The sequence below is a fragment of the Lichenibacterium minor genome (assembly GCF_004137685.1).
GTDB lineage: Bacteria > Pseudomonadota > Alphaproteobacteria > Rhizobiales > Beijerinckiaceae > Lichenihabitans > Lichenihabitans minor.
In genome coordinates this window covers 41,694-68,352 of record NZ_QYBB01000011.1, presented here as the reverse complement: position 1 = coordinate 68,352, position 26,659 = coordinate 41,694, and the positions used below count along the sequence as shown (strand labels likewise).

24 protein-coding genes and 1 tRNA gene are annotated in these 26,659 nt (G+C 70.3%); 7 read left to right on the top strand and 18 right to left on the bottom strand.

The features are described from left to right. Positions 1-191: 191 nt before the first annotated feature. From rpmG to D3273_RS11700, 4 genes are all read right to left on the bottom strand, one after another. A complete protein-coding gene (rpmG, locus tag D3273_RS11715; RefSeq protein ID WP_129226705.1) occupies positions 192-359 on the bottom strand; it encodes a 50S ribosomal protein L33 in 168 nt (55 codons plus the stop codon). A gap of 147 nt (positions 360-506) precedes the next feature. Next, positions 507-2,867, bottom strand: a complete 2,361-nt coding sequence (gene rnr, locus D3273_RS11710) for a ribonuclease R (RefSeq protein WP_129226703.1) — start codon at positions 2,865-2,867, stop codon at positions 507-509. A 130-nt stretch (positions 2,868-2,997) separates the two neighbouring features. Next, positions 2,998-5,769, bottom strand: coding sequence for a type I DNA topoisomerase (gene topA / locus D3273_RS11705; protein WP_129226701.1), 2,772 nt, complete (start codon positions 5,767-5,769; stop codon positions 2,998-3,000). 156 nt (positions 5,770-5,925) lie between these two features. After that, complete coding sequence (locus D3273_RS11700) at positions 5,926-7,068, bottom strand: acyltransferase family protein (RefSeq protein ID WP_129226699.1); 1,143 nt, start codon at positions 7,066-7,068, stop codon at positions 5,926-5,928. A gap of 94 nt (positions 7,069-7,162) precedes the next feature. On the opposite strand from D3273_RS11700, the gene plsY reads away from it, so the two are divergent. Both plsY and dprA read left to right on the top strand, forming a co-directional pair. Then, positions 7,163-7,762, top strand: a complete 600-nt coding sequence (gene plsY, locus D3273_RS11695; protein WP_129226697.1) for a glycerol-3-phosphate 1-O-acyltransferase PlsY — start codon at positions 7,163-7,165, stop codon at positions 7,760-7,762. Beyond that, complete coding sequence (gene dprA / locus D3273_RS11690) at positions 7,759-8,976, top strand: DNA-processing protein DprA (protein ID WP_245501122.1); 1,218 nt, start codon at positions 7,759-7,761, stop codon at positions 8,974-8,976. The genes plsY and dprA overlap by 4 nt, the downstream gene beginning before the upstream one ends. Positions 8,977-8,983: 7 nt before the next feature. Here the strand turns inward: dprA and D3273_RS11685 are convergent, their stop codons facing one another. Further along, entirely contained in the window at positions 8,984-9,178 is a 195-nt protein-coding gene (locus D3273_RS11685) for a hypothetical protein (RefSeq protein ID WP_129226695.1), read from the bottom strand. Positions 9,179-9,309: 131 nt separating this feature from the next. Next, complete coding sequence (gene ruvX, locus D3273_RS11680; protein WP_129226693.1) at positions 9,310-9,792, bottom strand: Holliday junction resolvase RuvX; 483 nt, start codon at positions 9,790-9,792, stop codon at positions 9,310-9,312. A 136-nt stretch (positions 9,793-9,928) separates the two neighbouring features. On the opposite strand from ruvX, the gene gatC reads away from it, so the two are divergent. The 3 genes from gatC to gatB are packed head-to-tail and all read left to right on the top strand — an operon-like array spanning position 9,929 to position 13,265. After that, positions 9,929-10,216 (top strand): Asp-tRNA(Asn)/Glu-tRNA(Gln) amidotransferase subunit GatC, encoded by a 288-nt coding sequence (gene gatC / locus D3273_RS11675; RefSeq protein WP_129226691.1) that lies wholly within the window; start codon positions 9,929-9,931, stop codon positions 10,214-10,216. Positions 10,217-10,272: 56 nt separating this feature from the next. Then, the gene (gene gatA, locus D3273_RS11670; protein ID WP_129226689.1) at positions 10,273-11,772 is read left to right on the top strand and encodes an Asp-tRNA(Asn)/Glu-tRNA(Gln) amidotransferase subunit GatA; all 1,500 of its coding nucleotides are present in this window, start codon (positions 10,273-10,275) and stop codon (positions 11,770-11,772) included. An 8-nt stretch (positions 11,773-11,780) separates the two neighbouring features. Then, complete coding sequence (gene gatB, locus D3273_RS11665) at positions 11,781-13,265, top strand: Asp-tRNA(Asn)/Glu-tRNA(Gln) amidotransferase subunit GatB (protein ID WP_129226687.1); 1,485 nt, start codon at positions 11,781-11,783, stop codon at positions 13,263-13,265. Between the two features lie 60 nt (positions 13,266-13,325). Here the strand turns inward: gatB and D3273_RS11660 are convergent, their stop codons facing one another. The 3 genes from D3273_RS11660 to D3273_RS11650 form a co-directional block, all read right to left on the bottom strand. Continuing rightward, positions 13,326-13,595 carry a hypothetical protein gene (locus D3273_RS11660; protein ID WP_129226685.1) on the bottom strand — a complete coding sequence of 90 codons (270 nt, stop codon included), beginning with the start codon at positions 13,593-13,595 and terminating at the stop codon, positions 13,326-13,328. A 53-nt stretch (positions 13,596-13,648) separates the two neighbouring features. Further along, positions 13,649-14,221: a DUF2147 domain-containing protein gene (locus D3273_RS11655; RefSeq protein WP_245501134.1), complete on the bottom strand. Its 573-nt coding sequence runs from the start codon at positions 14,219-14,221 to the stop codon at positions 13,649-13,651. A gap of 37 nt (positions 14,222-14,258) precedes the next feature. Further along, positions 14,259-14,352: transfer RNA gene (locus tag D3273_RS11650), tRNA-Ser, on the bottom strand. An 806-nt stretch (positions 14,353-15,158) separates the two neighbouring features. Here D3273_RS11650 and D3273_RS11645 point away from each other — a divergent pair. Next, positions 15,159-16,634, top strand: a complete 1,476-nt coding sequence (locus D3273_RS11645; RefSeq protein ID WP_165359463.1) for a porin — start codon at positions 15,159-15,161, stop codon at positions 16,632-16,634. A 597-nt stretch (positions 16,635-17,231) separates the two neighbouring features. Here D3273_RS11645 and D3273_RS11640 read toward each other — a convergent pair. From D3273_RS11640 to D3273_RS11620, 5 genes are all read right to left on the bottom strand, one after another. Further along, entirely contained in the window at positions 17,232-17,849 is a 618-nt protein-coding gene (locus D3273_RS11640) for a sigma-70 family RNA polymerase sigma factor (protein ID WP_129226679.1), read from the bottom strand. Between the two features lie 173 nt (positions 17,850-18,022). Continuing rightward, entirely contained in the window at positions 18,023-18,745 is a 723-nt protein-coding gene (locus tag D3273_RS11635) for an anti-sigma factor (protein ID WP_129226677.1), read from the bottom strand. Further along, positions 18,742-19,290, bottom strand: a complete 549-nt coding sequence (locus tag D3273_RS11630; protein ID WP_129226675.1) for a sigma-70 family RNA polymerase sigma factor — start codon at positions 19,288-19,290, stop codon at positions 18,742-18,744. Before D3273_RS11630 ends, D3273_RS11635 begins: the two co-directional genes overlap by 4 nt. A gap of 168 nt (positions 19,291-19,458) precedes the next feature. Continuing rightward, on the bottom strand, positions 19,459-19,893 hold the full coding sequence (locus tag D3273_RS11625) for a DUF423 domain-containing protein (protein ID WP_129226674.1): 435 nt from the start codon (positions 19,891-19,893) through the stop codon (positions 19,459-19,461). An 11-nt stretch (positions 19,894-19,904) separates the two neighbouring features. Then, positions 19,905-20,468: a fasciclin domain-containing protein gene (locus D3273_RS11620; protein ID WP_129226673.1), complete on the bottom strand. Its 564-nt coding sequence runs from the start codon at positions 20,466-20,468 to the stop codon at positions 19,905-19,907. Between the two features lie 207 nt (positions 20,469-20,675). Here D3273_RS11620 and D3273_RS11615 point away from each other — a divergent pair, with 207 nt between their 5' ends. After that, positions 20,676-21,947 carry a glycosyltransferase family 4 protein gene (locus D3273_RS11615; protein ID WP_245501121.1) on the top strand — a complete coding sequence of 424 codons (1,272 nt, stop codon included), beginning with the start codon at positions 20,676-20,678 and terminating at the stop codon, positions 21,945-21,947. Here D3273_RS11615 and D3273_RS11610 read toward each other — a convergent pair. The 4 genes from D3273_RS11610 to D3273_RS11595 all read right to left on the bottom strand — a co-directional run bounded on the left by D3273_RS11610 (position 21,937) and on the right by D3273_RS11595 (position 26,585). Beyond that, a complete protein-coding gene (locus D3273_RS11610; protein WP_129226671.1) occupies positions 21,937-23,205 on the bottom strand; it encodes an O-antigen ligase family protein in 1,269 nt (422 codons plus the stop codon). The genes D3273_RS11615 and D3273_RS11610 overlap by 11 nt on opposite strands. Next, positions 23,195-24,706 carry an undecaprenyl-phosphate glucose phosphotransferase gene (locus D3273_RS11605; protein WP_129226837.1) on the bottom strand — a complete coding sequence of 504 codons (1,512 nt, stop codon included), beginning with the start codon at positions 24,704-24,706 and terminating at the stop codon, positions 23,195-23,197. Before D3273_RS11605 ends, D3273_RS11610 begins: the two co-directional genes overlap by 11 nt. A 71-nt stretch (positions 24,707-24,777) precedes the next feature. Continuing rightward, a complete protein-coding gene (locus D3273_RS11600; protein WP_245501132.1) occupies positions 24,778-25,938 on the bottom strand; it encodes a glycosyltransferase family 4 protein in 1,161 nt (386 codons plus the stop codon). Positions 25,939-26,024: 86 nt separating this feature from the next. Beyond that, the gene (locus tag D3273_RS11595; protein ID WP_129226667.1) at positions 26,025-26,585 is read right to left on the bottom strand and encodes a polysaccharide biosynthesis/export family protein; all 561 of its coding nucleotides are present in this window, start codon (positions 26,583-26,585) and stop codon (positions 26,025-26,027) included. Positions 26,586-26,659: the final 74 nt, after the last annotated feature.

The window sequence follows — 26,659 nt, the reverse complement described above, 5'->3', positions numbered from 1 at the left end:
CTCCTGGGTCCGTGGGGTCGGCCGGTTCGGAAGTGGCTAGAGTGGCCTCCTCGATCGCCACTTCCGACCGGCCACCATTCTTCGGTGGAATCAACAAAAAAGCCGCCCTGCGAAGGGCGGCTTTTTTGTTGGTCCAAGCTCGTCTTGTCCGTCCCGCATCCGGCAGTCGCCGGACGCGGGACGGCGTCGGATCACTTGATCTTGGTTTCCTTGAACTCGACGTGCTTGCGCGCGACGGGATCGTACTTCTTGAACGTGAACTTGTCGGTCTTGGTGCGGGCGTTCTTCTCGGTGACGTAGAAGAAGCCGGTGTCCGCCGTCGACAGCAGCTTGATCTTGATGGTGGCGGCCTTGGCCATGGCGGGTCCTCGCGCGGTGCCGTCACCGGGGCGACGGGAGATGGGTCGAAAACAGGAGACCTGCGCCGGCCGTGAGCCACGCTGATCGTCGGCCGGGACACTAATCGGCCGCGCCGCGATGTCAACCGCGACTCGCGCGGTCGGGGGTTAGCGGTTGCGGCGGGACCTCCGCCAGGGCAGGGGCTCGCTTCCGCCCCCGTCGGCCGCCTTGCGGGGCCGCGGTGCGTCGCCGCCCTTCCTGGCCCGCCGCGGCCCGCCGTTGGCGATCTCGAACCGCAGGGCGCCGGCCACGGGAGCCGCTTCCACCAGCCGGACCTCGAGTTCGTCCCCGAGCCGGAACGTCGTGCCGGTGCGCGTCCCCACCATGGCGCGGCCGGGCTCGTCGAAGGAGAAATACTCGTCCCCGAGGTGGGCGGCGGGCACGAAGCCGTCGGCCCCCGTGTCGACCAGGCGCACGAACAGGCCGGCCCTGGTGACGCCCGACAGGCGGGCCTGGAACGTGGCGCCGATCTTCTCCGACAGGAACCCCGCGATGAGCCGGTCGATGGTTTCGCGCTCCGCCGCCATGGCGCGGCGCTCCGCGGCGGAGATGCGGGCCGCGGTCTCGCCGAGGTCCTTGGGCGCCGTGTCGGGCAGGCCGTCCGAGCCGAGGCCGAGCGCCCGGATCAGGGCGCGATGTACGACGAGGTCGGCATAGCGCCGAATGGGCGAGGTGAAATGGGCGTAGCGCCGCAGGTTGAGGCCGAAATGCCCGTAGTTCTCGACCGCATATTCGGCCTGCGCCTGCGAGCGCAGCACCACCTCGTTGACGAGGTGCTCGTGCTCGGTGTCCTTCACGCGGCCGAGGATGCCGTTGAACTGCGCCGGCCGCAGCACCTGTCCCTTGGCGAGCTTGATGCCGATCGTCTGCAGGAACTCGCTCAGGGCGTTGAGCTTCGTCAGCGAAGGCTCGTCGTGCACCCGGTAGACCAGGATCTGCCGCTTCTCCTCCAGGGTTTCGGCGGCCGCCACGTTGGCGAGGATCATGAACTCCTCGATCAGCTTGTGGGCGTCGAGGCGCTCGGGCACCACGACGCGATCGACGGTCCCGTCCCCCTTGAGCACGAGCTTGCGTTCGGGCAGGTCGAGGTCGAGCGGCGAACGGTCCTGCCGGGCCCGGCCGGCGATGCGGTAGGCGTCCCACAGCGGCTTCAGCACGGTGTCGAGCAGGGGCGCCGTCGTGCCGTCGGTGGCCCCGTCGATCGCCGCCTGCGCCTGCGCGTAGGACAGTTTCGCGGCCGAGCGGATCATCACGCGGTGGAAGGAGTGGCGGCGCTTGTGGCCGTCGGCGGAGAGCACGAGCTTCACCGCCAGCGCCGGCCGGTCCTCCAGCGGCCGAAGCGAGCCGAGGTCGGTCGAAACGCGCTCGGGCAGCATCGGCACGACGCGGTCGGGAAAATACACGGAGTTGCCGCGGTCGACGGCTTCGCGGTCCATCGCGGAGCCGGGCGCGACCAGCGATGCCACGTCGGCGATCGCCACCGTCACCACCATCCCGCCCGGGTTGTCGGCCGCCTCGTCGAGCGCCGCATGCACGGCGTCGTCGTGGTCCTTGGCGTCGGGCGGGTCGATGGTGACCAGGGGCAGGGCCCGCCAGTCCTCGCGCCCGTCGAGGCCCGGCGCCGCGACACGGGCCGCTTCCGCCAGGGTTTCGGGGCGGAACACGTGCGGGATGCCGTGGGTCAGGATCGCGATGGTGCTCACCGCCTTCTCGCCCTTCAGCGAACCGAGCCGCTCGGCGACCCGCACGGCCTGGAGCCCGAGGACGCGTTGCCGGCCGATCGCCTCGATGGCGACCAACTCGCCGTCCTCGGCCCCGCCGCGCTCCTCGTCGGGCAGGAAATACTCCTCGGACGCGTTCTTCTTGTCGACGGCCTGGACGCGCGCGCCGTTGGCCCGGTCGAGCCGCACCACGCCGAGCAGGCGGGCGCGGTCCCGGGCGATCATTTTGACGACGCGGCCGGTCAGCGCGGGGTCGTCCGGCCCGGCATCGGCCGTGGGCTCGAGGCGGAGCAGGGCGCGTTCGCCGACCCCCGGCACCGGCCGGCCGGGCCTATGCAGCTTCGGGACGTGGACCAGGATGCGGGGCGCGGGGCCGTTCTCGGCGGGCCATTCGACCGGCTTGGCGACCAGGTCGCCGTCCCGGTCGCGCGACACGATGTCGGCCACCACGATGGCGGGCATCGCGGCCACGCCGTCGCCGCCGCCGGCCACGGTGGTCGGCGCCGAACTCCCGCGCTCCGCCGAGCGGCGGCGCTCGATCTGGCCGTCTTCCTCCAGTTCCCGCAGCATGCGCTTCAGCGCGACGCGATCGGAACCCTTGATGTTGAAGGCCCGCGCCACCTCGCGCTTGCGGCTCTTCACCACCGACCCCTTGCCTTCCGCGATGAGCGTGGCCTCGCGGGCCATGAAGGCCAGGATCTCGGCCTTCGAGGGCAGGGCGGAGCGCGTTTCGGTGTTCTTCGGCATTCGGCTGGGGTGTCTCGGCGGAAATCTCCACCAAGATAGGCTCGCGGAGCCGGGATGGCGAGGCGGGCGTGATCGCAGGTCGCGGGACGCCGCCGATCCCTCGCGGGAGCGGCCGACGTCGCGACGGCGATCAGGCCGTCTTCTTGGCCCGTGGCGCCGCGGTGGCCTTGGGTTTCGCCGCCGCCTTGGTGGCAGTTCTGGTGGTGGCCTTCGGCGCGGCCTGGGGTGGGACCGGCGCCTCGTCGGCGGCCTTGGACACGGCCGCCTTGGTCGCGGTCGTCTTGGTTCCGGCAGTCTTGGCCCCGGCCGTCTTGGTTCCGGCCGTCTTGGTTCCGGCGGTCTTGGGCTTGGCCGCCTTCCGGGCCGGCGCCTTCTTGGATGGCGACAGGCCCGTCTGTTCCGCCTTGGCGGCGATCATCCGCAGCGCGTCCTCCAGCGTGAGCGTCGCCGGATCCGTGCCTTTCGGCAGCGTGGCGTTCACCTTCCCGGCATTGACGTAGGGCCCGAAGCGCCCGTCGCGCACCGTCACCGGACCGCCGTCCGGATGTTCGCCCAGCACCGTGCCGGCGGGCGTGCCGCCGCCGCGCCGGGCGCCGCCGCGGCCCTCCTCCTTGGCGACGACCAGGTCGATCGCCCGGTTGGCGCCGATGGTCAGCACGTCGTCGTCGTCCGACAGGTTGGCGTAGGTCTTCCCGTGCTGCACGTAGGGGCCGTAGCGACCGATGCCGGCGAGGATCGGCTCGCCGGTGCCCGGATGCTTCGCCACCTCGCGGGGCAGCGACAGCAGCGTCAGCGCCGCCTCGAGGTCGACGTCGGCGGGCCTCAGGCCCTTGGGCAGCGACGAGCGCTTCGGCTTCTCGCCCTCGCCGAGCTGGAGGTAGGGCCCGAACCGCCCGTCGCGCAGCGTCACCTCCAGCCCCGATTCGAGGTCGGTGCCGAGCAGGCGCTGGCCGGGCTTCTCGGCGTCGCCGATCGGGGGCGCGTCGGGGTCCGAGGACAGCGTGCGGGTGAACTTGCATTCCGGGTAGTTCGAGCAGCCCACGAAGGAGCCGAACTTGCCGAGCTTCAGCGACAGCCGCCCCGCGCCGCAGACCGGGCAGGTCCGCGGGTCGGTGCCGTCCGCCTTGGGCGGGAACACCAGCGGCGCCAGCACCTCGTTGAGGTTGTCGAGCACCTCCGTGGTGCGCAGCTCCTTGGTTTCCCCGATGGCGGCGGAGAAGTCGCGCCAGAAGTCGCGCAGGATCTGGCGCCAGTCGACCTCGTCGTTGGACACGCGATCGAGGCTTTCCTCGAGGCCGGCGGTGAAGTCGTAGTCGACCCAGCGTTCGAAGAAGGATTCCAGGAAGGCCGTCACCAGCCGGCCCTTGTCCTCCGGCACCAGCTTCTTCTTGTCGAGCCGCACGTATTCGCGGTCGCGGAGCGTCGCCAGCGTGGCCGAATAGGTCGACGGCCGTCCGATGCCGAGGTCCTCCATCTTCTTGATGAGAGAGTCCTCGGAATAGCGCGGCGGTGGCTCGGTGAAGTGCTGGTCGGCGTCGACCTTCTCCTTCGACAGCCCCTCGCCCGCCGCCATGGCGGGCAGCTTGCCGTCCTGGTCTTCCTCGTCGTCGTCGACGCCGTAGAGCACCAGGAAGCCGTCGAACCGGACCACCTGCCCGGTGGCGCGGAGCTCGAACCGTCGACCGTCCACCTCGGCCAGGATGTCGACGGTGGTGCGCTCCAGCTCGGCGGACTCCATCTGGCTCGCCACCGTGCGCTTCCAGATCAGTTCGTAAAGCCGCTGCTGTTCCGCGTCGAGGTAGGGCGCCATGTCACGGGGCAGGCGCGACAGGTCGGTGGGCCGGATGGCCTCGTGGGCCTCCTGGGCGTTCTTCGCCTTGACGGTGTATTTGCGCGGCACCGATGGGAGGTAGCGCTCGCCGTAGAGTTCGCCGACCACGCGGCGCGTGCCCGCGATGGCTTCGGGCGCCATATCGACGCCGTCGGTTCGCATGTAGGTGATGAGGCCGGTGGTCTCGCCCTTGATCGTCACGCCCTCGTAAAGCTTCTGGGCGATCTGCATGGTGCGGGCCGGCGACAGGCCGAGCTTACGGGACGCGTCCTGCTGCAGGGTCGACGTGCGGAAGGGCGGGAAGGGGTGCCGCTTGACCGGCTTCGCTTCGACGCTCGTGACGGAATAGCGCGCGGTGTCCAGCGCGGCCCGGAAGGCGAGGGCTTCCTCGCCGGTGCCGATGTCGAGACGGGTGATCTTGCGCCCGTCGGCCCCGACCAGCCGCGCCTCGAAGGCGACGTTGGCGGCGGTGCGCAGGTGGGCGACGAGCGACCAGTATTCCTTCTTGCGGAACTCCTCGATCTCGCGCTCCCGGGCACAGACGAGCCTCAGCGTGACGGACTGGACGCGGCCAGCCGATCGCGAGCCCGGCAGCTTGCGCCACAGCACCGGCGACAGGTTGAAGCCCACGAGGTAGTCGAGCGCGCGCCGCGCCAGATAGGCGTCGACGAGAGGCTGGTCGAGTTCACGCGGGTGCAGCATGGCGTCCCGCACCGCCGATTTCGTGATCGCGTTGAAGGTGACGCGCTCGACCTTCTTGTCCTTCAGCACCTTGCGGGCGCGCAGGACTTCCAGCACGTGCCACGAGATGGCCTCGCCTTCGCGGTCCGGATCGGTCGCCAGGATCACCTTGTCCGACGCCTTCACGGCCCGGACGATGTCGCTCATGTGCTTGGTGGACTTGTCGCCGACCTCCCACAGCATGGCGAAGTCCTGCTCGGGGTCGACGGAGCCGTCCTTCGCGGGCAGGTCGCGCACGTGGCCGAAGGACGCCAGCACCTCGTAATCCTTGCCGAGATAGCCGTTGATGGTCTTCGCTTTCGCCGGGGACTCGACGATGACGACGTTCATGGATGCGTGATCCTCGGTGGTCCGGGGCGGGGCCGGCGCGGGGTCGGTGGTGCGGAGCGATGGCCGGGTGGGCCGGAAAATGGGGGAGGGGTTCGGCCAAGTCAAACCGGGCCGGGCGCCGAACGCCTCAGCCGGCGATGGCAACGCGGCGTCGTATCAACCGGGGCGTGCCAGCTCTGCGGCAGCGGCGGCCTCGGGCAGGACGGGCCCGGCGGCCGCGACCGCCGGCGTCCGGCGCTGCAGCGCCTCGGTCATCGGCCTTTCGACGAAGCGGTGCAGCAGCAGCGCGCCGCCGACCGCGGCCGCGCAGGCGGACAGGAGGTAGACCCACGGCGGTGCCGCGGCCGGCATCGTCCCCTTCCAGGCGGCGCCGAGCAGCCGCACCGCGAAAGGGTGCGACAGGTACAGGCTGTAGGACGCGTCGCCGAGCAGGGCCAGCGCCAGGACGGCCCGGCTCGCCCCCCACCGCGGGCCGAGCACGCAGCCGCCGACGGCGAGCGCCGCCGGCACCCCTTCCCGGAGCCAGGGCGCGAGCCCGTCGAACCGCCCCGACAACGGTCCCAGCGCCACGGCGCCCAGCGCCCCGGCCGACACCGCCAGGGTGGCCGCCGCGGGCCCGAGCCGCCATCCCCGCTCCGCCGCGACGCCGAGCCCCAGGCCGAACAGGAATTCCAGCAGCAGGCCGTCGGTCCACACCGCCGCGGCGGCGAAGGGGGGAACGATGGTGCGCCCCAGGGCGACGAGCCCGACCAGCGCCGCCGCCAGCGCCGCCAGCGCCGCCCGGCGCGGCAGCGGCATCGACAGGGCGAAGAGGGCGTAGAAGAACATCTCGTAGTCGAGCGTCCAGCCCTGGCCGAGCACCGGGTTGACGGCGCCGTTGCCCCGCGCCACGGGCACGAACAGGAAGCTCCCCGCCACCCATGCGACCCCGCCGGGGGCGCCGTTGAGGAGGCCCGGCGCGACCGCCGCCCCCAACAGGGTCAGGGCGGTCAGCAGCCAGTAGAGCGGCACGACGCGCAGGATCCGGCGGCCCATGAACACCAGCGCGCCGCGGGCCGAGCCGTGGCCGCGGGCCGTGCGCAGCATGATGAAGCCCGAGATGACGAAGAACAGGTGCACGCCGAAGCCGAGGTCGACGAAGCGGTCGAGCCCGAAGGGCGTGGCGCCGGTCCGGGCCGCGATGGCGTCCGCGTCGTAGCCGGCATGGTGCAGCAGCACCAGCAGCGCCGCCACGGCGCGCAGCACCTGGAGCGACAGCAGCGGCGGCGAAGGCCGGACAGGGGGGGAAGCGACCGTCATGGCGTCCGGGAGAAGGCGGGGCCGGGCCCGTCGCGCGTTGCCGTAGCGCGCAATGGCCCATAAGATCCAGGCATCAGGGTGGCGGGACGACGCGATGAACGAGCCGGGTGTGGGTGAAATCGCGGCACTGGCGCTCGGCTACGGCCTGGGTTCGATCCCGTTCGGCCTGCTGATCACCCGCGTCGCGGGCACGGCCGACCTCCGCTCCATCGGTTCGGGCAACATCGGTGCCACCAACGTGCTGCGCACCGGACGCAAGGACCTGGCGGCCCTCACGCTCGTGCTCGACGCGTTGAAGGGAACGGCGGCCGTGCTGCTGGCGCGCTGGCTGTTCGGTGACGCCGCCGCGGTGTTCGCCGGCGTGGCGGCGTTTCTCGGCCACATCTATCCCGTCTGGCTGGGGTTCCGCGGCGGCAAGGGTGTCGCCACCTATCTCGGCTGCCTCATCGGCCTGTGGTGGCCCGGCGCGCTCGGCTTCGCCGCCGTGTGGCTCGGCATCGCCTTCGCGACCCGGTTCTCCTCGGCGGCGGCGCTGGTGGGCTCGCTCGCGGCGCCGCTGCTGTTCGTTCTCACCGGGCAGATCACCGACGGGGCGGCCTTCGCGCTGATGACGCTGATCCTGTGGTGGAAGCATCGCGCCAACCTCCAGCGCCTGATGCAGGGCACGGAAAGCCGCATCGGGGCCAAGGCTTGACGATCGGCGGACGGACCCTTGCCGACGCGGAGAAGCTGGACTGGCTCCGGCTGATCCGCAGCGAGAACGTCGGTCCGCGCACCTTCTTCAAGCTGCTCGACCGCTACCGGAGCGCAGGGGCGGCGCTGGCGGCGCTGCCCGACCTGGCCAGGAAGGCCACCTCCCGCGCGATCACGATCTGTTCGGTGGCCGACGCGGAAGCCGAATGGAACCGCGCCCGCAAGCTCAACATCCGCTTCGTCGCGTCCTGCGAGGCCGCCTACCCCGAAGCGCTCCGCGCCATCGACGCGCCGCCGCCGCTCCTCGCCGTCGCGGGCCGGATCGACGTCCTGTCCCGGCCGATCGTCGGCATCGTCGGGTCGCGCAACGCGTCCGCCGCGGGCCTCGTCTTCACCGAGCGCCTGACGCGGGGCCTGGCCGAGGCCGGCTACGTCATCGCGTCCGGCCTCGCGCGCGGGATCGACGTCAAGGCCCACATGGCGAGCCTCGATACCGGCACGGTCGCGGTGCTGGCCGGAGGCCACGACCACATCTACCCGAGCGAACACGAGGGCTTGGCCCGGCGCATCTGCGAGCGGGGCGCGCTGATCTCCGAGATGCCGCTCGGCTGGGAACCGCGCGCCCGCGAGTTCCCGCGCCGCAACCGCATCGTTTCGGGGCTCGGCCTCGGCGTGGTCGTGGTGGAAGCGAGCCGCCGCTCGGGATCGCTCATCACGGCGCGCTTCGCCAACGAACAGGGCAGGGACGTGTTCGCGGTCCCGGGATCGCCGCTGGATGCACGGGCCGAGGGCACCAACGACCTGATCCGGCAGGGGGCCACGCTGTGCACCTGCGCCGAGGACGTCGTCGCGGCCCTGGCGGCGCGGCGCGGCGGCGACCAGCCGGACGCCCTGGGCGAGGCGCCCCGGCTTGCGCCGGAGCCGGAGCCGCTGTGGGACGAGCTCGACCTGTTCGGCGACGGCCCCGTGGCGGACCGCGCGTCCCCGCCGCGCCCGTCGCGCTTCGCCGAGGAGGCGCCCGCTCCGCCCGCCCAAGCCGACGGGCCGTCAGGCGTGATCGCGGGCCTGCTCGGGCCCGCGCCCATCTCGGTCGACGAGCTCATCCGCGCTTCGGGCCTGCCGTCGCGCCTCGTGCAGGTGGCCCTCGTCGAACTCGAGGTCGCCGGCGTCGCGGTGCGGCACGACGGCAACCGCGTGTCGCGCCGCGCCGCCTGACCCGGGCTCAGCCCGGCAGTTCCTTGCCCATCTTCTCCGATTCCAGCCGCGCCATGTCGAGCAGGTAGCTGATCGTGCGGAAGTTCGGTCGCCTCGCCAGATGGCTGAGTTCCAGACACATCTCCGAAATGTAGTGGCAGATCTGCTTGTCCGACGGGCGACCGGACGGCGGCGGCGGCACTTGGGAAGGGCTAACGGGCATGGAGCTGCGGCTCGACACATCTTAAAGTTGATTTTTCTCACGACAGATCGTAAGAGTATTCAACAACTCATAAGTGCGCAGTTTCGCTTCTGCAACGTCTATTTTGCGGTCCGTCGTGGCGCGAAGCTCGCCTAGATTGCATCCCTCGCCAAGCCGGCCATGCGGTCGAGCACGCCTTGAAGGATGTAGGCCGCCGCCATCCGGTCCACGACCTGGGCGCGCCGGGCGCGCGACGCATCCTGTTCGATGAGGGTTCGGGTGACGGCGGCCGTCGACAGGCGCTCGTCCCAGAAGGCGAAGGGCAGGCCCAGGATGGGGTGAGCCTGGCGCACGAAGGCGCGCGTCGACTGAACCCGCGGCCCTTCCGAGCCGTCCATGTTGAGCGGAAGCCCGATCACCAGGGCGACGACGGCGTTCTTGCCCAGGATGTCCTTCAGCTCGGCGACGTCGCGGGTGAACTTGGTCCGCCGTATCGTGTGGAACGGGGATGCGATGCGGCGCTCGACGTCCGACATCGCCAGACCGATCGTCTTGGTGCCGAGGTCGAGGCCGATGAGCCTCTGGTTGCGCCCCAGCAGGGCGGGCAGCTCCCGGATGTCGACCGTGGCGCTCATGGCAGGTGTCCTCACGCGGCGACCCGGCGTCGCCCGACCCGTCCTACCCCGCCCAGCCCGGGGAGCCATCGTTGATTCACGCGTCGGCGCGGTGATAGAACCTCGCGCTGATCATCCCCCGAGCCGCGGAACCAGCATGTCCATCGATCAGGCGACCGTCCGCCGCGTCGCGCAACTCGCCCGCATCTCGCTCGCCGAGGGCGAGGTGGAGCACCTCAGGGGAGAGCTGAACGCGATCCTGTCCTTCGTGGCCGAACTCGACGGCGTCGACGTCGAGGGCGTCGAGCCGATGACGTCCGTGCTGCCGATGCAGCTCCGCCGCCGGCCCGACGCGGTGACGGACGGCGGCATCGCGCCGAAGATCGTCGCCAATGCGGCGGCCAGCGAGGACCACCTGTTCGCCGTCCCCAAGGTCATCGAGTGAAACCGGCGCCGCCCGGCGCCCCCTCCACAGCCGCACCCGCTCCAGCCCGAGACCCCATGTCCGATCCCACCAGCCTGACCCTCGCCGAAGCGCGCGATGCCGTCAGGTCCAAGAGCCTGTCGTCGCGCGAACTGACGGAAGCGCATGTCGCCGCCGTGGCGGCGGCGCGGCCGCTCAACGCCTTCATCACCGAAACCCCCGAGCGCGCGCTCGCCATGGCGGATGCCGCCGACGCCCGGATCGCGCGGGGCGAGGCCGGCCCGCTCGAAGGCCTGCCGCTCGGCATCAAGGACCTGTATTGCACCGAGGGCGTGCGGACCACGGCCGGAAGCCGGATCCTCGACAGCTTCGTGCCCGGTTACGAGTCGACCGTGTCGTCGCAGCTGTGGCGGGACGGTGCCGTGATGCTCGGCAAGCTGAACCTCGACGAGTTCGCCATGGGCTCGTCCAACGAGACGTCCTATCACGGGCCGGCCGTGTCGCCCTGGCGCAGGCCCGGCAGCGAAACCGCCCTCGTGCCCGGCGGCTCCTCCGGCGGTTCCGCGGCGGCCGTCGCGGCGCGGCTGTGCCTGGGCGCGACGGCGACCGACACGGGCGGCTCCATCCGCCAGCCGGCGGCCTTCACCGGCACGGTCGGGATCAAGCCCACCTACGGGCGCTGCTCGCGATGGGGCGTCGTCGCCTTCGCGTCCTCGCTCGATCAGGCGGGGCCGATCACCCGCACGGTGCGCGACGCCGCCATCCTGCTGCGGTCCATGGCGGGCCACGACCCGAAGGACTCGACCTCCGTCGACCTCGCGGTGCCCGACTACGAGGCCGAGGTCGGGGCGTCGGTCGCCGGCAAGACCATCGGCATCCCGCGCCAGTACCGCATCGACGGCATGCCGGCCGAGATCGACGCGCTGTGGGCCGAGGGCGTCGCCTGGCTCAAGGCCGCCGGCGCGCGGATCGTCGACATCGAGCTGCCCCACACGCGATATGCCCTGCCGGCCTATTACATCGTGGCGCCCGCGGAAGCCTCGTCGAACCTCGCCCGCTACGACGGCGTGCGCTACGGGCTGCGCGTGCCGGGACGCGACATCGCCGAAATGTACGGCAACACCCGCGCGGCCGGTTTCGGACCCGAGGTCCGCCGCCGCATCATGATCGGCACCTACGTTCTGTCCGCCGGCTATTACGACGCCTACTACCTCAAGGCGCAGAAGATCCGCACGCTGGTCCGCCAGGATTTCGAGCGTGCCTTCGCCGACGGCGTCGACGCCATCCTGACGCCGGCGACGCCGTCCGCCGCCTTCGCGATCGGCGAGAAGGGCGGAGACGACCCGATCGCCATGTATCTCAACGACGCCTTCACCGTCACGGTGAACCTGGCGGGCCTGCCCGGCATCGCGGTGCCGGCCGGATTGTCCGCCGACAAGTTGCCGCTGGGGCTGCAGCTCATCGGCCGGCCCTTCGACGAGGGCACGCTGTTCTCCCTCGCCGAGGTCATCGAGCGCTCGGCGCCCAAGACCGAACTCCCGTCCGACTGGTGGTCAGCCACCGCCCCGACCCGATAGGCGCCCCGATGGCCAAAGCATCCGAATCCAAGCTCGTCGCGGGCGCGACCGGCGATTGGGAGATCGTCGTCGGCATGGAGGTCCATGCCCAGGTATCGTCGAAGTCCAAGCTGTTCTCCGGCGCTTCGACGGCCTTCGGCGCCGAGCCGAACAGCCAGGTGTCCTTCATCGACGCCGCGATGCCGGGCATGCTGCCCGTGATCAACGAGTTCTGCGTCGCGCAGGCGGTGCGCACCGGCCTCGGCCTGAACGCGGCCATCAACCGCCGCTCGACCTTCGACCGCAAGAACTACTTCTACCCGGACCTGCCGCAGGGCTACCAGATCTCGCAGTTCAAGCACCCGATCGTGGGCGAGGGCGAGGTGCTGGTCGACGTGACGCCGAGCGAGCAGATCCGCGTCGGCATCGAGCGGCTGCACCTCGAGCAGGACGCCGGCAAATCGACCCACGACCAGTCGCCGACCGAAAGCTTCGTCGACCTGAACAGGTCCGGCGTGGCGCTGATGGAGATCGTGTCCCGTCCCGACATCCGCTCGGCGGACGAGGCCAAGGCCTACGTGACCAAGCTCCGGACGATCCTGCGCTATCTCGGCACCTGCGACGGCGACATGGAGAAGGGCAGCCTTCGCGCCGACGTCAACGTGTCGGTGCGGCGCCCCGGTGGGCCGCTCGGCACGCGCTGCGAGATCAAGAACGTCAACTCGATCCGCTTCATCGGCCAGGCGGTCGACACCGAGGCGCGGCGCCAGATCGCCATCCTGGAAGACGGCGGCGCCATCGACCAGGAAACCCGCCTGTTCGACCCGGTCCGCGGGGAAACGCGCTCCATGCGCTCGAAGGAGGAGGCGCACGACTACCGCTACTTCCCCGACCCCGACCTTCTCCCCCTGGAGTTCGACCAGGCCTACGTGGACGAACTGGCGGCAGGCCTGCCGGAACTCCCCGATGCCAAGAAGGCGCGGTTCGTGTCGGACTACGGCCTGTCGCCCTACGACGCTTCCGTGCTGGTAGCGGAACGCGACCTCGCCGCCTATTACGAGCGCGCCGTCGCGTCGGGCGGGGTGAAGCGGGACGCCAAGATCGTGGCCAACTGGATCACGGGCGACGTCGCCGCCTACGCCAACGCGATCGGGCGGTCCGTCCAGGACACCCACATCACGCCCGAGCAAGTGGCGGCCCTCGTCGACCTCATCGCCGACGGCACCATTTCGGGCAAGATCGCCAAGGACGTGCTCGCCCTGATGACGGGCGAGGAAAGCGGCGCGTCCCCGCGCGATATCGTCGAGCGGCGCGGCCTGCGGCAGGTGACCGATACCGGCGCCATCGCGGCGGCGATCGACGCCATCATGGCGGCGAACCCCGACAAGGTCGCGCAGGTGCAGGCGAAACCGACGATGTTGGGCTGGTTCGTCGGTCAGGCCTTGAAGGCGACGGGCGGCAAAGCCAACCCGCAGGTGGTCAACGACGTGCTGAGGAGCAAGCTCGGCCTGTGACGACGAAAGGGCCCGGACGGCAGATGCCGTCCGGGCCCTTTCGTTTCACCGTTGCGGCGATCAGCGCTGGGCCAGGCACCCGCGCGAAAAGTCCTTCCAGGTGCCGGATGCCGTTCCGGCCCGCTTGAGATTGCTCCACTGGTGCCCGCATTCCAGCATGCGGGCCCGGGCCACCACGTTGCGCGACGACTGGTCCAGCTCCGGATTGGCGGGCCCGGATGGCCGAGGCGCGGCGGGATCCGCGCTTCGCGCGACCGGTGCCCGTGGCTGGATGGCCGGTGTCGCCGCAGCGGCCTCGCCTTCGAGGCCGAACAGCGCGAGCAAGACCATCCCGCCTCCGGCGACGGTCGCGGCGAACGGCGCCGGAGAGATGCGGCCCGTCCTCATTCGGGGGGCGTCGCGGCTCCGGTGGCCGGCACGGATGCCTTATGGGCCGCGGTGCCTGCCGGCGTCGGATGCGCCGGCTCCGGATGGGCAGCCGCGGGCTTCGCGGTGCCGGATTCGGCGGTGTTCACGGTCTTCGGGTCTTCGCGGGTCCACTTCTGGCCACCGCACAGGATGTAGGCGACGCAACCCTTGAGCTCGACCTGCGTATGGCTGAGGATCTTCAGAGTGGCATCATAGGTCTTGCCATTCTGCGGGTTGTAAACCGTCCCCTTCCAGTAATCGTCTTCGGGCTTCATGTTGATGAGCTGAAGGCCGAGGAGGGTGCGCTTTCGCTTCGCCTCGTCCTCGTTCTCCTTGTCGAGCCTCATGGCCCCTTTGCCGTCCGACGGCTCCTTCATCCAGAAGATGTTGCCGCACAGCTTGTCGCCGCAATGCGTGATATGGATCTGCGACTCGTTCTTCTCGGTCGCCCAATACCCGGTCGGGTCTTCCGCCGCGACGGCTTGGCCGATGCCCATGATCCCCAGGCTCAGCACCCCGAGAGCAGCAATATTATTCGCCCTGACCATGATCACCCTGTCACTCTTCAGCGAAGAACGGCGACGATGGCGGAGACGGAGGGATTCGAACCCTCGATAGGGCTTTACAACCCTATAACGGTTTAGCAAACCGCCGCCTTCAGCCTCTCGGCCACATCTCCGTCTTGCCCGTCACCGGACAACTCGCGTCCGCTCGCTGGAGCGAGGCAACCTATGCCCCACGCCGTTTCACATTGCAAGAATGGTCTTCGATTCGGGCGAAAACAGGAAGGCGGCGTGGAAGAGGTGCGGCACGGGCGACGACCCGCCGTCGCTGGCGTGCCGTCGCGGCCGGACGTCGGTCCCCGGCACGGGAGCGACATGGCGCTTCGCCGTGACGGCGGCGGCCGGACGGAGCCGGCGCGGTGGGACTCGTTGTGCGGCCGACGCGCGGACCCCTGGGTCCCGAACCGCGGCCGGCGCCGATGGGACGCCCGCGCCGCTCGCCGCGCGATGTCGCGCCCGAGCGGAAGGACGCGGGGTCCCCGCCACGGCTGTACTGCTTCCGACTCGGAAGAGAGACAGGTCGGCCTCGCGCAAGCTCCCGATGAGCGCGCCCGGATGCTTGGGTCGGGAAGCGCTCGAACCCGTCTGTTCTCCCCGCTCATGCTATCGTTGCGGGAATGTCACATCACCGTTCCAAAGGTGGCAGGAGGGCGTCCGGAAGCGATCTGACAATTGTCGAATCTGCGATGCCGAGTATGTTGTCTCGGCGGAGGGGAGACGCCCCACGCATTCGAAGGCCCGTCGCCCAACGCCGATCTCTCCCCTCGGGGTGAAGTAAAAAGGCGGATGCATCGGGTCGCGAGTCGGGGAGCACGGGGCGCTAAAGGTTCGATGCGGCTTGAGAGACGATCAAATCTCCAGGATGCAGCTGGTCACGAAGCAAAACCATTCCCGTTGGGTCATACATTTTGGAGGTTTGACGATGAAGCTCGGTAAGAGCCTACTTCTCGGTTCGGCGGCCGCATTCGCTGCCACCGTTGGCGCCCAGGCTGCCGATCTTCCCGTCCGGAAGGCAGCGCCTGTCGATTACGTCCGGGTCTGCGATTGGACCGGCGTGGGGTTCTTCTACATCCCCGGCACTGACACCTGCATCCAGGTCGGCGGGCTCGTCCGCGTCGAAGGGCTGTTCGTCAACAACGCCCGCCAGTATTACCCGACCGCGACGGTCGGCAGCTCGACCCGCCTGGTCGCTGGCGGCACCACGGTCCCGGGCCGCGCCGAAGACGAGTCGGGCTTCTTCGCCCGCGGTCGTATCGCCGTCGACACCCGCACGCAGACCGCCTACGGCACCCTGCGCGCCTATGTCCGTTACCAGATCGACCGTCTGCAGGGCCTCTATGCCGGCGGTGGTTCGGCTGGCGGCCAGAACACCTTCGCCAACCAGGGCGGCAACTCCGCCTACCTCGACAAGGGCTACATCCAGTTCGCCGGCATCACCGCCGGGCGCGTCCAGTCCTTCTTCGACTTCTATGCCGATAACTACAACTACGAAGGCATCGCCAACTCCGATTTGTCGAACAACGTCTTCGCCTACACCTACACCGGCGCTGGCGGGTTCTCGGCTACCTTCGCCATCGAAGACCACAACCAGCGCAACGACGGCATCGGCACCATCCAGGGCGGCGCCTTCGAAGTCGGCGGCGTGAACCAGGGCGCGACCGCTCTGACGGTCGGCTACGGCGGCGAGACGATCCCGGACCTCGTCGGCAACGTGCGCCTCGACCAGGCTTGGGGTTCGGCCCAGCTGTCGGCCGCCTACCACCAGGTCAACACCGTTTCGGGTCCCTATGCCGGCACGGGCGGCCAGGGCTTCAACCACAACGACGCCGACGGCTTCGCGGTGCAGGGCGGCGTCCAGCTGAAGCTGCCGATGCTGGCGGCCGGCGACGACATCTGGATCGAGGGTGCCTACCAGAACGGCGCGTACCTCTACCAGGACTCGGTGGGCTACGCGAACGCCGGCTTCCAGTCGCGCTTCATCGGTGGCTTCCAGCACATCGACCATGACGCAATCGCGATCGGCAACGCCGGCTCGACGAACGGCTCGTACAACCTCGCCCTGAGCCGCGGCTTCTCGGTCATGGCGGCCATCAACCACTACTTCACGGCGACGTTCCACGACGTTCTGTTCGGCTCCTACGAGGAGAGCGGCTACGGACGCGCCAAGAACATCGACTGGACGCTCGGCGGCCTCGGCGACGTCAGCCAGTTCCGCGTCGGCAACCAGTTCCTGTATGATCCCGTGAAGAACCTCGAGATCGGCCTCGAGTTCGATTACGCCAAGATCTACCAGACGCTGGCCCACAACCCCGGCCAGGCCGCCACGGCCCTGCCGATCGGCGTCTCCAAGAACCCCGACGCTTTCGAAGCCCGCCTCCGCATCGAGCGCGACTTCTAAGATCCTTCGGATCACGAAACAGAGAAGCCCGGCGGGACACCGCCGGGCTTTTCTCGTTCAGTCGTGGCGTCGCGCGTGCGGCTCGGGTCCGCCGAGCAGACGAATCGCGCTCGCGCGAGGCCGTGCGCGCGAGCTTCACGCTTCGGCTCATGTCGTCGAAACGTGCGTCATCGATCGGTCTGGGAAGAAGGGGCGATCATCGGCCCGGCGACCCCGCGTCGGGCGGCGCCTGCATCATCGATACGGACGCGGCCGAGGTCGGCTGTGCGTGTTGCCTACCGCCGGACCATCGCTCGCCGCGACCCCTCGACCTCGCGTCGGCATCGAAGCGTCGGGCCGGGACGGATGGGTGTCGACGGACGGCCATGACGGTTGGCGACGCCGACCACCGAGCCCATGTAAGCCCGCGCAAGCTGTCGTGGCGAGGCGATCGGGGGCGGCTCTATGACCGGCGATGCCGGGCCGATGTCATCGCGCGGGCGGAGCACCGGCGGTCGGGTCGGACGGGCTCGGACCGTCGCCCGACCCGGCGGACGAAAAGGGTGTGTCGGAAACGCTGCGATGCCGACCGGGACGTGGGAGGCTCACCCGCCCCGGTCAGTTGCGCTCCCACATCATGATGCTGCCGAGGTCGCCCATGGCGTGCCATTCCGGCCGGCCGACGTCGCCCGTCTTCTCGATCGCCATCAGGTTGGCGATGGCGGTGCGGGCGCGGTTCACGCGGCTCTTCAGCGTGCCGAGGGCACAGCCGCAGATCTGGGCCGCCTCCTCGTAGGCGAAACCCGACCCCCCGACGAGGATGAGGGCTTCCCGCTGCTCCGGCGGCAGTTTGGCCAAGGCGCTGCGAAGGTCCTGCAGGTCCATGTGGCCGTTCTGCTCGGGGACGGACACCAGCCGGGCCGCCATCGTGCCCTCGGCATCCTCGACCTCGCGCCGGCGCTTCCGGTATTCCGAGTAGAATACGTTGCGCAGAATCGTGAAGAGCCAGGCCGACATGCTGGTGCCGTGGGTGAAGGAATTCTGGTTGATCCAGGCCTTCATCAGGGTTTCCTGCACGAGGTCGTCGGCGCGGTCGCCGTTGCCGCAGAGCGAGAAAGCGAAGGCGCGCAGGCTCGGGATCGTGCCGAGCATCTCCTCCTTCAGCCGCTTGGCCGCCGCTTCGCCGGACAACGGCACGGCTTCGCCGCGCTGGTCCCCACCGGTAGGCGTGCTCATGACGATCTTCCCTGATGACGCTGGACCGCGGGCACCGCCCCCGGGCACTGACGAAGGCACCGAGACCCGTCCCGGGCTCCGCCGCCGAGGCCCGGAACGCGAGCGATCGAGCCTGGGCAGGGATTGCCTGCACCGCCGCGGATATTGGATGGTTCCGACGTGAAATCAACCCGTCAGGACGGGAACGGCGAGAGCTTGCCGGTGAGCACGGGCGCGGTGGTCGGCTGGCCCGTCGGGGACCCGCCGGCGGCTTCCACCGTCACGGCGAACGTGGCCTCGGTGATCACCCCGGCGTCCAACGGCCGCAACGTATCGCTGGATCCCCCGCCGGCCGGCACGAGGCCCAGCGAGCGCGGCGCGCCGAGGGCGGGATCGATGATCCACAGCTCATAGGCGTGGCCCGCCGGCGCCGCGGCGACCAGCGGGCGGACGGTCAGCCGACGCGCCGAAAGGTCGACGTCCACGACCATCACGGGCGCGCCCGCGTCCCGCTGCAACACGGCCGTGAACCTTTGCGCGTCCGGCGCGACCGCGCCGTCGCGCAGGGCGATCCAGCCCAGAAGGGAGGCGGCCAGCAGGGCCAAGCCACCCGTCGCCGACTGCCAGACCCGGACGCGCCGGCGCAGCGCCAGCACGGCGCCGGCCGGACTGCGGGCGAGATCGCGGTGCGCGTCGCCGAACAGCCGGGCCGCGATGCCCGCGTAGGCTTCGGCGGGCGGCGTCACCTCGGGCACGCCGTCGATCAAGGGAGACAGCCGGTCTTCCCAGGCGCTGACCGCGCCCGCGAGTTCGGGATCGGCGCCCAGCCGCGCGGCCACGCTCGCGCGCTCCGCCGCATCCAACGTCCCGAGGACGTATTCGGCGGCCAGCATGTCCCTGTCGTCGGGGTCACTCATCGGCGCAAACAGAGTCTCAATTGGAGCAGGCTGCGGTGGAGCCAGGTCTTGATTGTCGGCACGGGGCGGCCGAAACGCGACGACAACATTTCCCGGCTGCAGCCGCGGTAGTAGGCGAGGAGGACCGCTTCGCGCTTCTCGCCGTCGAGCTGGTCGAGGCAGGCGATCAGCGCCCGGAGGCGATCGTTGGTTTCCATGGCGTCGAGCGCGCTTCCGGCGTCCGAAGCCACGTCGAACCCGTCGGGCAGGGCGCTGACGGGTGCCGCCTTGGCGCGGCGGAGATCGTCGAGCGCCCGGTTGCGGGCGATGGCGGCCATCCAGGCGATCGGCGATCCCTTGGACGGGTCGAAATCCCCCGCGCGCTCCCAGATCCGGGCATAGACGTCCTGGAGCGCCTCGTCGGCGAGGCTGCGCCGCACCAGGATGCCGACCACGACGCCGTAAAGCTTGGCGCTGGTCGCCCGGTACAGATCCTCGAACGCATCTCGGTCGCGCGCCGCCACCCGATCCAACAGGTCGACCAGGTCACGCCTGTGTTCCAGCATCGGACGCCCATCCTGGCCTCTGCCGCCCAGGATGGGCCGGACCGCCGTCGAGATGGGCGTCACGCTAGCGATAGCGTCCCGCCGTGCCAAGGCGAACGCGTCGCTCGACCACGGGATGGTGTCAAATGACATGAGACCCATGGCCTGGAAGACACGCCGCGCCGCCGGTCACCGGCGCCGCGTCCCCGCCACGACGGCGCAGGCCGACAGGCAGAGCCAGCCCGCGATCAGGCACAGGCCGCCCGTCGGCGCCGCCAGCGGCACGGGCCGCCAATCGAACAGCGCCGCGACGGCCAGTTCGCCGCCGAACAGGGCGGCCCCGACGGCCAGCAGGCCCAAGGCGGTCACCACCAGGACGGAGATGCGGCCGAGCGCCGGGGCCACACAGGCCCCGGCGACGATGGCTGCCGCATGGACCAGCAGGAATTCGGAGGACGTGCGGGCGAGATCGCCGCCGCCCCTGTGGGCGCCGGCCGCCCCCACGGCCACGCCCGACGCGCCCAAGAGACCCGCGATCCCGACGAAGGCCAGAATCACGCCCGGCAGGAGCCGCCGGGCCGGCCCGCTCGGGGCGTCTTGGGATGCGATGGGGCGATCGAGCATGGCGCGTCCGTTCAGCTGGCGGGCAGGAGAACCTTGTTGATGACGTAGACCACGCCGTTGGACTGCTTGACGTCCGAAATCGTCACGTCAGCGGTGCCGCCGGCGCCGTCCATCACGCTGAAGCTCTTGCCATGCTTCATGACGGTCAGCGAGTCGCCGCCCGCGGTCTTCAGCACGGCCTTGCCGCCGCCGTCCTTGATCTGGTTGTCGAGATCGGCCGGGGCGAGGTCGCCGGGCACCACGTGGCCGAGCAGGATCCCCTTCAGCTTGTCGACGTTCTCGGGCTTCAGCAGCGTGGCCACTGTCCCCTTGGGCAGGGCGCCGAAGGCCGTGTTGGTGGGCGCGAAGACCGTGAACGGGCCCGGGCCGGCCAGCGTGTCGACGAGGCCGGCGGCCTTGGCGGCGGCGACCAGCGTCGTCAGGTTCTTGGCGTGGCTGGCGTTCACCGCGATGGGCTTGTCGGCGTACATGGCGGCGCCGCCGACCTTGGGGTTGGCGAAGGCCGGCGCGGCCGACAGCGAAAGGGCGACGGCGAGACCGACGAGGGCGTTCCGCTTCCCGGACTGGATCGACATGGTGTTCTCCGAAATCAATGCTGGACCCCTCGAATGGGGACCGCGGAGTTACGGGGCGATCCGTCGGGAGTTTCAGGCCGTCGCATTCTTTCGCGCGCAGGCCGGCCGGCCGCCCAACCGTTCACCACGTCGCGACGCGGCGCTCGCCGTCGACGCGCCGCGGGTCGATAGTGCGTGGGTTCGTCGCCGGCTCGCCCGGACCCGCTCGTGAGTCCCATCGCCATGGCGCCGAGTCCCGTCCCCCTCACGGTCGTTCTGGTCCTGGATCACGCGTCGGTCACGGGCGGACAGGCGCGCGTCGCCTTCGACAGCGCCATCGGGCTGAAGCGCGCCGGGCACGACCCCATCGTCTTCGCCGCGGCCGGGCCCGTGGCGCCCGAGCTCGAGGCCGCCGGGGTGAGGACCGTGTGCCTCGGGCAGGCGGACCTCCTCAACAACCGCTCGCTCGCCGCCGCGGCCGTCCAGGGCCTGTGGAACGGCGTGGCCGCCGACGCCCTGCGCGCGCTGCTGGCCACAGTGCCCCGGGGCCGAAGCGTCGTCCACGTCCACGGCTGGGCCAAGGCCCTGTCGCCCGCCATCGCGCCGCCGATCGCCGATTCGGGCCTGCCGGCGGTCTACACGCTGCACGAATATTCGTTGCTCTGCCCCAACGGCGGCTTCTTCAACTACCGGACGGAGCAGCCCTGCGCGCTGAAGCCGATGTCGGCGGCCTGCGTGACGACGGACTGCGACTCGCGCAGCTACAGCCGCAAGCTGTGGCGGGCCGCCCGCCATGTGGCCATGGAGCGCGTGGCGAAGATGCCCGCGGTGTTTTCCGACATCGTGGCGATCTCGCGGTTCCAGGTCGATGCGGTGGGGCACCACCTGCCCGCGGGCGCGCGGATCCACCTCGTGTCGAACCCGATCGGCGTCGCCCCGCTGGGGCCGAAACCCGCCGGCGCACGGGGGCCTCTCACCTTCGTGGGGCGGATCTCGCCCGAGAAGGGGCCGCTGCTCTTCGCCGAAGCGGCGCGCCAGGCGGGGACGGAAGCCCTGTTCGTCGGGGACGGGCCGCAGCTCGACGAGCTGAAGCGGCGCTATCCGGAGGTCCGCACCGTGGGGTGGCAGGGCCCGGAGCAGGTCCAGCGCTACCTGCGGGACGCCGGCGCGCTGGTGTTCCCCTCGATCTGGTACGAGGGACAGCCCCTGACGGTGCTCGAAGCGAAGGCGCTGGGCACGCCCGTGATCGTGTCGGACGGCTGCGCCGGCCGCGACTGCATCGAGGACGGGGTCGACGGCTTCTGGTTCCGGCGCAACGACGCCGCCAACCTCGCTGAAGCCATCCGGCGGTTCGCCGTCGCGGACGTCGACACCCTGTCGCGCGCCGCCTACGCGTCCTATTGGCGGGCGCCGGCGACGCTCGACCGGCACGTCGACGCCATCGTCGGGCTGTATCGCGGCCTCCTTCCGATAGAGGCCGAACTCCGCCTCACCGCGTGACGCCGCCGCCCCGCTCGAGCCACCGGACGCGCGCCGTTTCGATGCCCCAGACAGCGCCGAGCATCAGGAACACGTGGCGCCAATGGTCGATGTCGATCTGGAATCCCTGGAGCAGGAACACGAGCAGGGACGGCCAGAAGACCTGCGCTGAGCGCCGGTAGGGCGAAGGCTTCCAGGCCACGCGGAAGCCGATCGTGACCGTGAGTGCGACGAGAAGCACGAAGGCGAAGCCGCCGAGCCAGCCATAGGACGCGAAGGCGTTGACGTAGGAGTTGTGCGGCTCGAGGCCGAAGATCAGGCGGAAGCGCAGCGGGCCGAAGCCGTTGGGCAGGCCCAGCAGGATCGGGATGGACCGGAGCTGGTTGCCGAAGCGCCCCGTCACGCCCTCGTCGTAGTCCTGCTCGAGCGCGGCCCGCTGCAGAAAGAAATCGCGGGTGTTCGGCAGGGCGAGCAGCACCAGCACCGCCAGCGCGGCGACCGCGGCGGCGGCCAGGGCCACCGTGACGATGCGGCGCCGCATCCGCGGCTCGGCGCTGGTCAGGAAGGCCATGCCGATGCTGAGCAGCGTGGCGACCAGGAAGGCGCCCCAGGAGCCGCGCGAGAAGGACAGCAGGATGCCGGCCACGACGATCAGCAGGGCCGCGCCGGTCGCCAGCACGTGACGGGTGCGGCCGAGCACGATGAGCTGGACGTAGTACACGGCGCCCATCACGAGGTAGGAGCCGAGGACGTTGGGATCCTTGAAGGTGCCGGACGCGCGGCCGTAGCGCGACAGCGTTTCGCCGAGCCCCGCGACGCCGAAATAGCCCACGATGCCGGCGAGGGCCGCGAAGACCGTGCTGGCCGCGTAGAATTGGAGGACGATCTCCGCCCGGCGCGCGGTGTCCTCGGCGAAGAACAGCGCGAAGACCAGCGTCGTCAGGGCGAGGTAGAGCGATTGCAGCATGAACAGCGTCGGGTCGTGTTCCGCCACGTAGGGGATCAGCCCGATGAAGCCGCCGAGGTTGTAGAGGACGATGAGGGCGAAGAAGGGCAGGAAGGTGCGGTGCACCTTGAAGCCGCCGACGAACCAGATGGGGATCGCCAGCATCGAGGCGAAATCGTAGGGGGACGGCTCGACGATGGCGACCGAGCCGCAGAAGACGAAGGCCGCGAAGCTCCAGTTGACCAACCGGCCGTAATCGACCCGGCGCCCGAGCGCGCGGCCCGGCCGGAGCGGGGCCGGGCCGGCGGACGGGAGGAGCGCTTCAGTATGCATTCTCGGTCTTCAGCAGCGCGAAGGGCGTGATGAGTAGGATGTACATGTCGAAGAACAGCGACCAGTTCTCGATGTAGGCGAGGTCGTGTTCGACGCGGCGCTGGATCTTGATCGGCGTGTCGGTTTCGCCGCGCCAGCCGTTGATCTGCGCCCAGCCGGTGATGCCCGGCTTGACGCGGTGGCGCGCGAAATAGCCGTCCACCACGTCGTCGTACTGGCGGTCGGCCGCCTTGGCGTGGACCGCGTGGGGGCGCGGGCCGACCAGCGACAGGTTGCCCTTGAACACCACGTTGAACAGCTGCGGCAGCTCGTCCATCGACGTCTTGCGGATGAAACGGCCGACGCGCGTCACGCGCGGGTCGCCGCGGGTCACCTGCTTCGAGGCGGTGAAGTCCAGCTTGTCGGTGTACATCGAGCGGAACTTGAACACCTCGACGGGCTCGTTGTTGAAGCCGTAGCGCTTCTGCCGGAAGAACACGGGGCCCTTCGAGTCGAGCTTCACCGCGATCGCCACCGCGAGCAGCAGCGGCGACAGGACGAGGAGCGCCGTCGCGCCGACCACGCGGTCGAAGATCACCTTCATCACGACGTCCCAGTCCGCGATGGGCTTGTCGAACACGTCGAGCACCGGGACCGAGCCGATGTACGAGTAGGACCGCGGCCGGAACTTCAGCTTGTTGGTGTGGGCCGCCAGGCGGATGTCGATGGGCAGCACCCACAGCTTGCGCAGCATGGTGAGCAGCCGGCCCTCGGCCGTGATGGGGAGGGTGAAGATGATGAGGTCGATGCGGGTATGGCGGGCCAGCGCCACGAGGTCGTCGACGCGGCCGAGCTTGGGATAGCCCGCCACCACGTCGGGGGAGCGCGCGTCGGTGCGGTCGTCGAAGACGCCGATGATGCGCAGGTCCGTGTCCTTCTGCTTCGACAGCTCCTCGAGCAGGGCCGCCCCGGCCGGGCCGCCACCGACCACGACGGTGCGGCGGTCGAGCCTGCCCGTGCGGGTCATGTGGGCGGTGACCAGCGACAGGATCCCGCGCTCCACCAGCAGGGTGCCGAGGCCGAGCACGTACCAGCCCATCATCCACACGCGCGAGAACGTCGCGTCGAGCTTGAGAAAGAAGATCACGGCGAGCGCCGCCAGCACCACCAGGCTCCAGCCGCCGGCGAGGCGGAAGCCCTGGCCGATGGGCGAGCGGTAGGCCGCCACATTGTTGATGCGCAGCGCCTGGAAGGCGAGGATCGTCAAGGCCGCCATCGACGGGACGGCAATCTCGTAGGCGAAGCTGTAGCCGACCTGCGGCACGACGTAGGCCAGGTGGACCAGCACGCCGGTGGCGCAGAGCAGGGCGAATTCGACGGCGCGGACCAACCCCGCCAGCACCAGGGGCGAGTAATGCGGGCTCGCGTCGAGGTGCCCCATGGTTTCGGCGAGGGACAGCAGCGCGCGGCTCGGGTCGCCGCTCTCGGGCGCGGAGCCGGGGGGCTCCGCGGCGGCGCCCATCTGTCGGAAGTCGTCCGGCGTGAAGGCGGCCGCGGTCGTCTTGGAGAGTTTCACGGGATCCAGCCTGCGGCTCAGGGGGAAAGGATGACTTCGGCGGCTCGGGATGCGGCGGGGCGGTCCCGCGCCGACAGCGCATCGCGGTAGGCGGCCAGCACGGTGTCGACCATCGCCGAGATCGAGAAGCCGTCGCGCACCGCGGCGGCGAGGTCGGCCGCATCGCGGTCGCGGCGTTCGGGCGAGGCCGCCAGGGCCGCCGCCATGGCGCCGCCGAGCCGCGCCACGTCGTCGGGCGGGATGAGGCGATCCCGATAGCGCCCGAAGATTTCCGGGATGCCGCCGACGTCGGTCGAGATCAGCGGCACGCGGGCGGCAGCGGCCTCGAGCACCACGTAGGGCAGGGACTCGGCGCGCGACGGCACCACCAGCGTGCGGCCGAGCGCGAAGGCGCGGCGCGCCGGCATGGGGCCCGGGAAGGCGACGCGGTCGCCCAGGCCGAGCTCGGCCGCGAGGCGTTCCAGCACCCCGCGGTCCGGGCCGGAACCCACCAGCACGGCGCTGAGGTTCCGTCCCAGAGTCCGGCCCGTGGTGTCGAGCGCCTCCAGGAGGACGTCGATGCCCTTGGCGGCCCTGAGTTCGCCCACGTAGACGAAATCGGCCGCGTCGGCCGCGGGCGCGACCGGCTCGAACTCGTGGTCGTCGATGCCGTTGTGGACCACACGGGCCAGGTGGCGCGGCGGCCCCACCAGGGCGCGGTAGCGGGCGCCGATGAAGGCGCTTTCGAACAGCATGACATCCGTGCGGCGGCCGAGGAACCGTTCCACGCCCATGTAGGCGCGGTGGACCGCAGTGCCGGGCCGGTGGTTCACGCTGCCGCCGTGGGGCGTGTAGGCGCGGATGCCCCCGGCCGACCCGGGGATGAAGCCGGGCAGGCGGGCGAAAAGTCCGCCCTTGGAGCCGTGCCCATGCACCACGTCCGGCTTCGTGGCGGCGAGACGCTTCACGACGTGGGCCAGGACGATCGCGTCGGCCGGGTGGGGATCGCGCCGCATGGGGACGCGCGACAGGCCGAGCGCCAAGCTCGGCTCCAGCGCCGCCAGGGTCCTGTCCGCGGCCTCGCCGCCGGTCGTGGAATCGACGATGAGGCCCACCGCATGGCCGCGCCGGGACTGTTCGCGGCTGAGGTCGAGGACGTGCCTGTAGAGCCCCCCCAACGGCGCGCGCAGGACATGCATCACCTTCAACGGGGAGTGATCCAGTCCGGTGCCGTGCGCCATGATCGAGCCCCGCTTCTGCGACGGCCCACCATGGCGCTCGAATGTTAAAAGAAGCGTTCCTCGATGTTGACGGTGTCGCCGGGGCGGACCGGGTAGGCGAGGGGCACGCGGGCCGTCACCTGGACGCCGTTGACCATGCGGGTGATGGCGGCGGAGCCGCGGTCGGCGCGTGGGCCGAAGCCGCCCGCGACCGCGATGGCCTTCTGCACCGTCATGCCGTTGATGAAGGGATACTGGCCCGCGGTGGTGATCTCGCCCAGCACGAAGAAGGGCCGGTAGGCCTCGACCTCGATGGCGATGTGCGGGTCGCGGAGGAAGCCGCCGCGGAGCTTGGTTTCCACGACGCGCTGGGCGTCGGCGGTTGTGAGCCCGCCGACCGGCACGTCGCCTATGAGCGGCATGGAGATCATGCCCGAACCGTTGATCGCATAGGAGTTCGACAGCGCGTCCTGGCCGAAGACGATCACGCGGATGCGGTCGCCGCTGGCCAGCGTGTAGGGGGCGGTGAGCTGCGCCTTGAAGACGTCGGTGCGGTAGATCGGATTGGCGCAGCCGCCGAGCGCGGCGACGCCGGCGAGGCAGAAGGCGAGTGCGATTCGGCGCATGGGATGGTCCGGGCAGGAGGCCCCGACGATTCGTCGCGGCGGGGGATGACGGCCTCCATCAGTAGGTCGTTAGG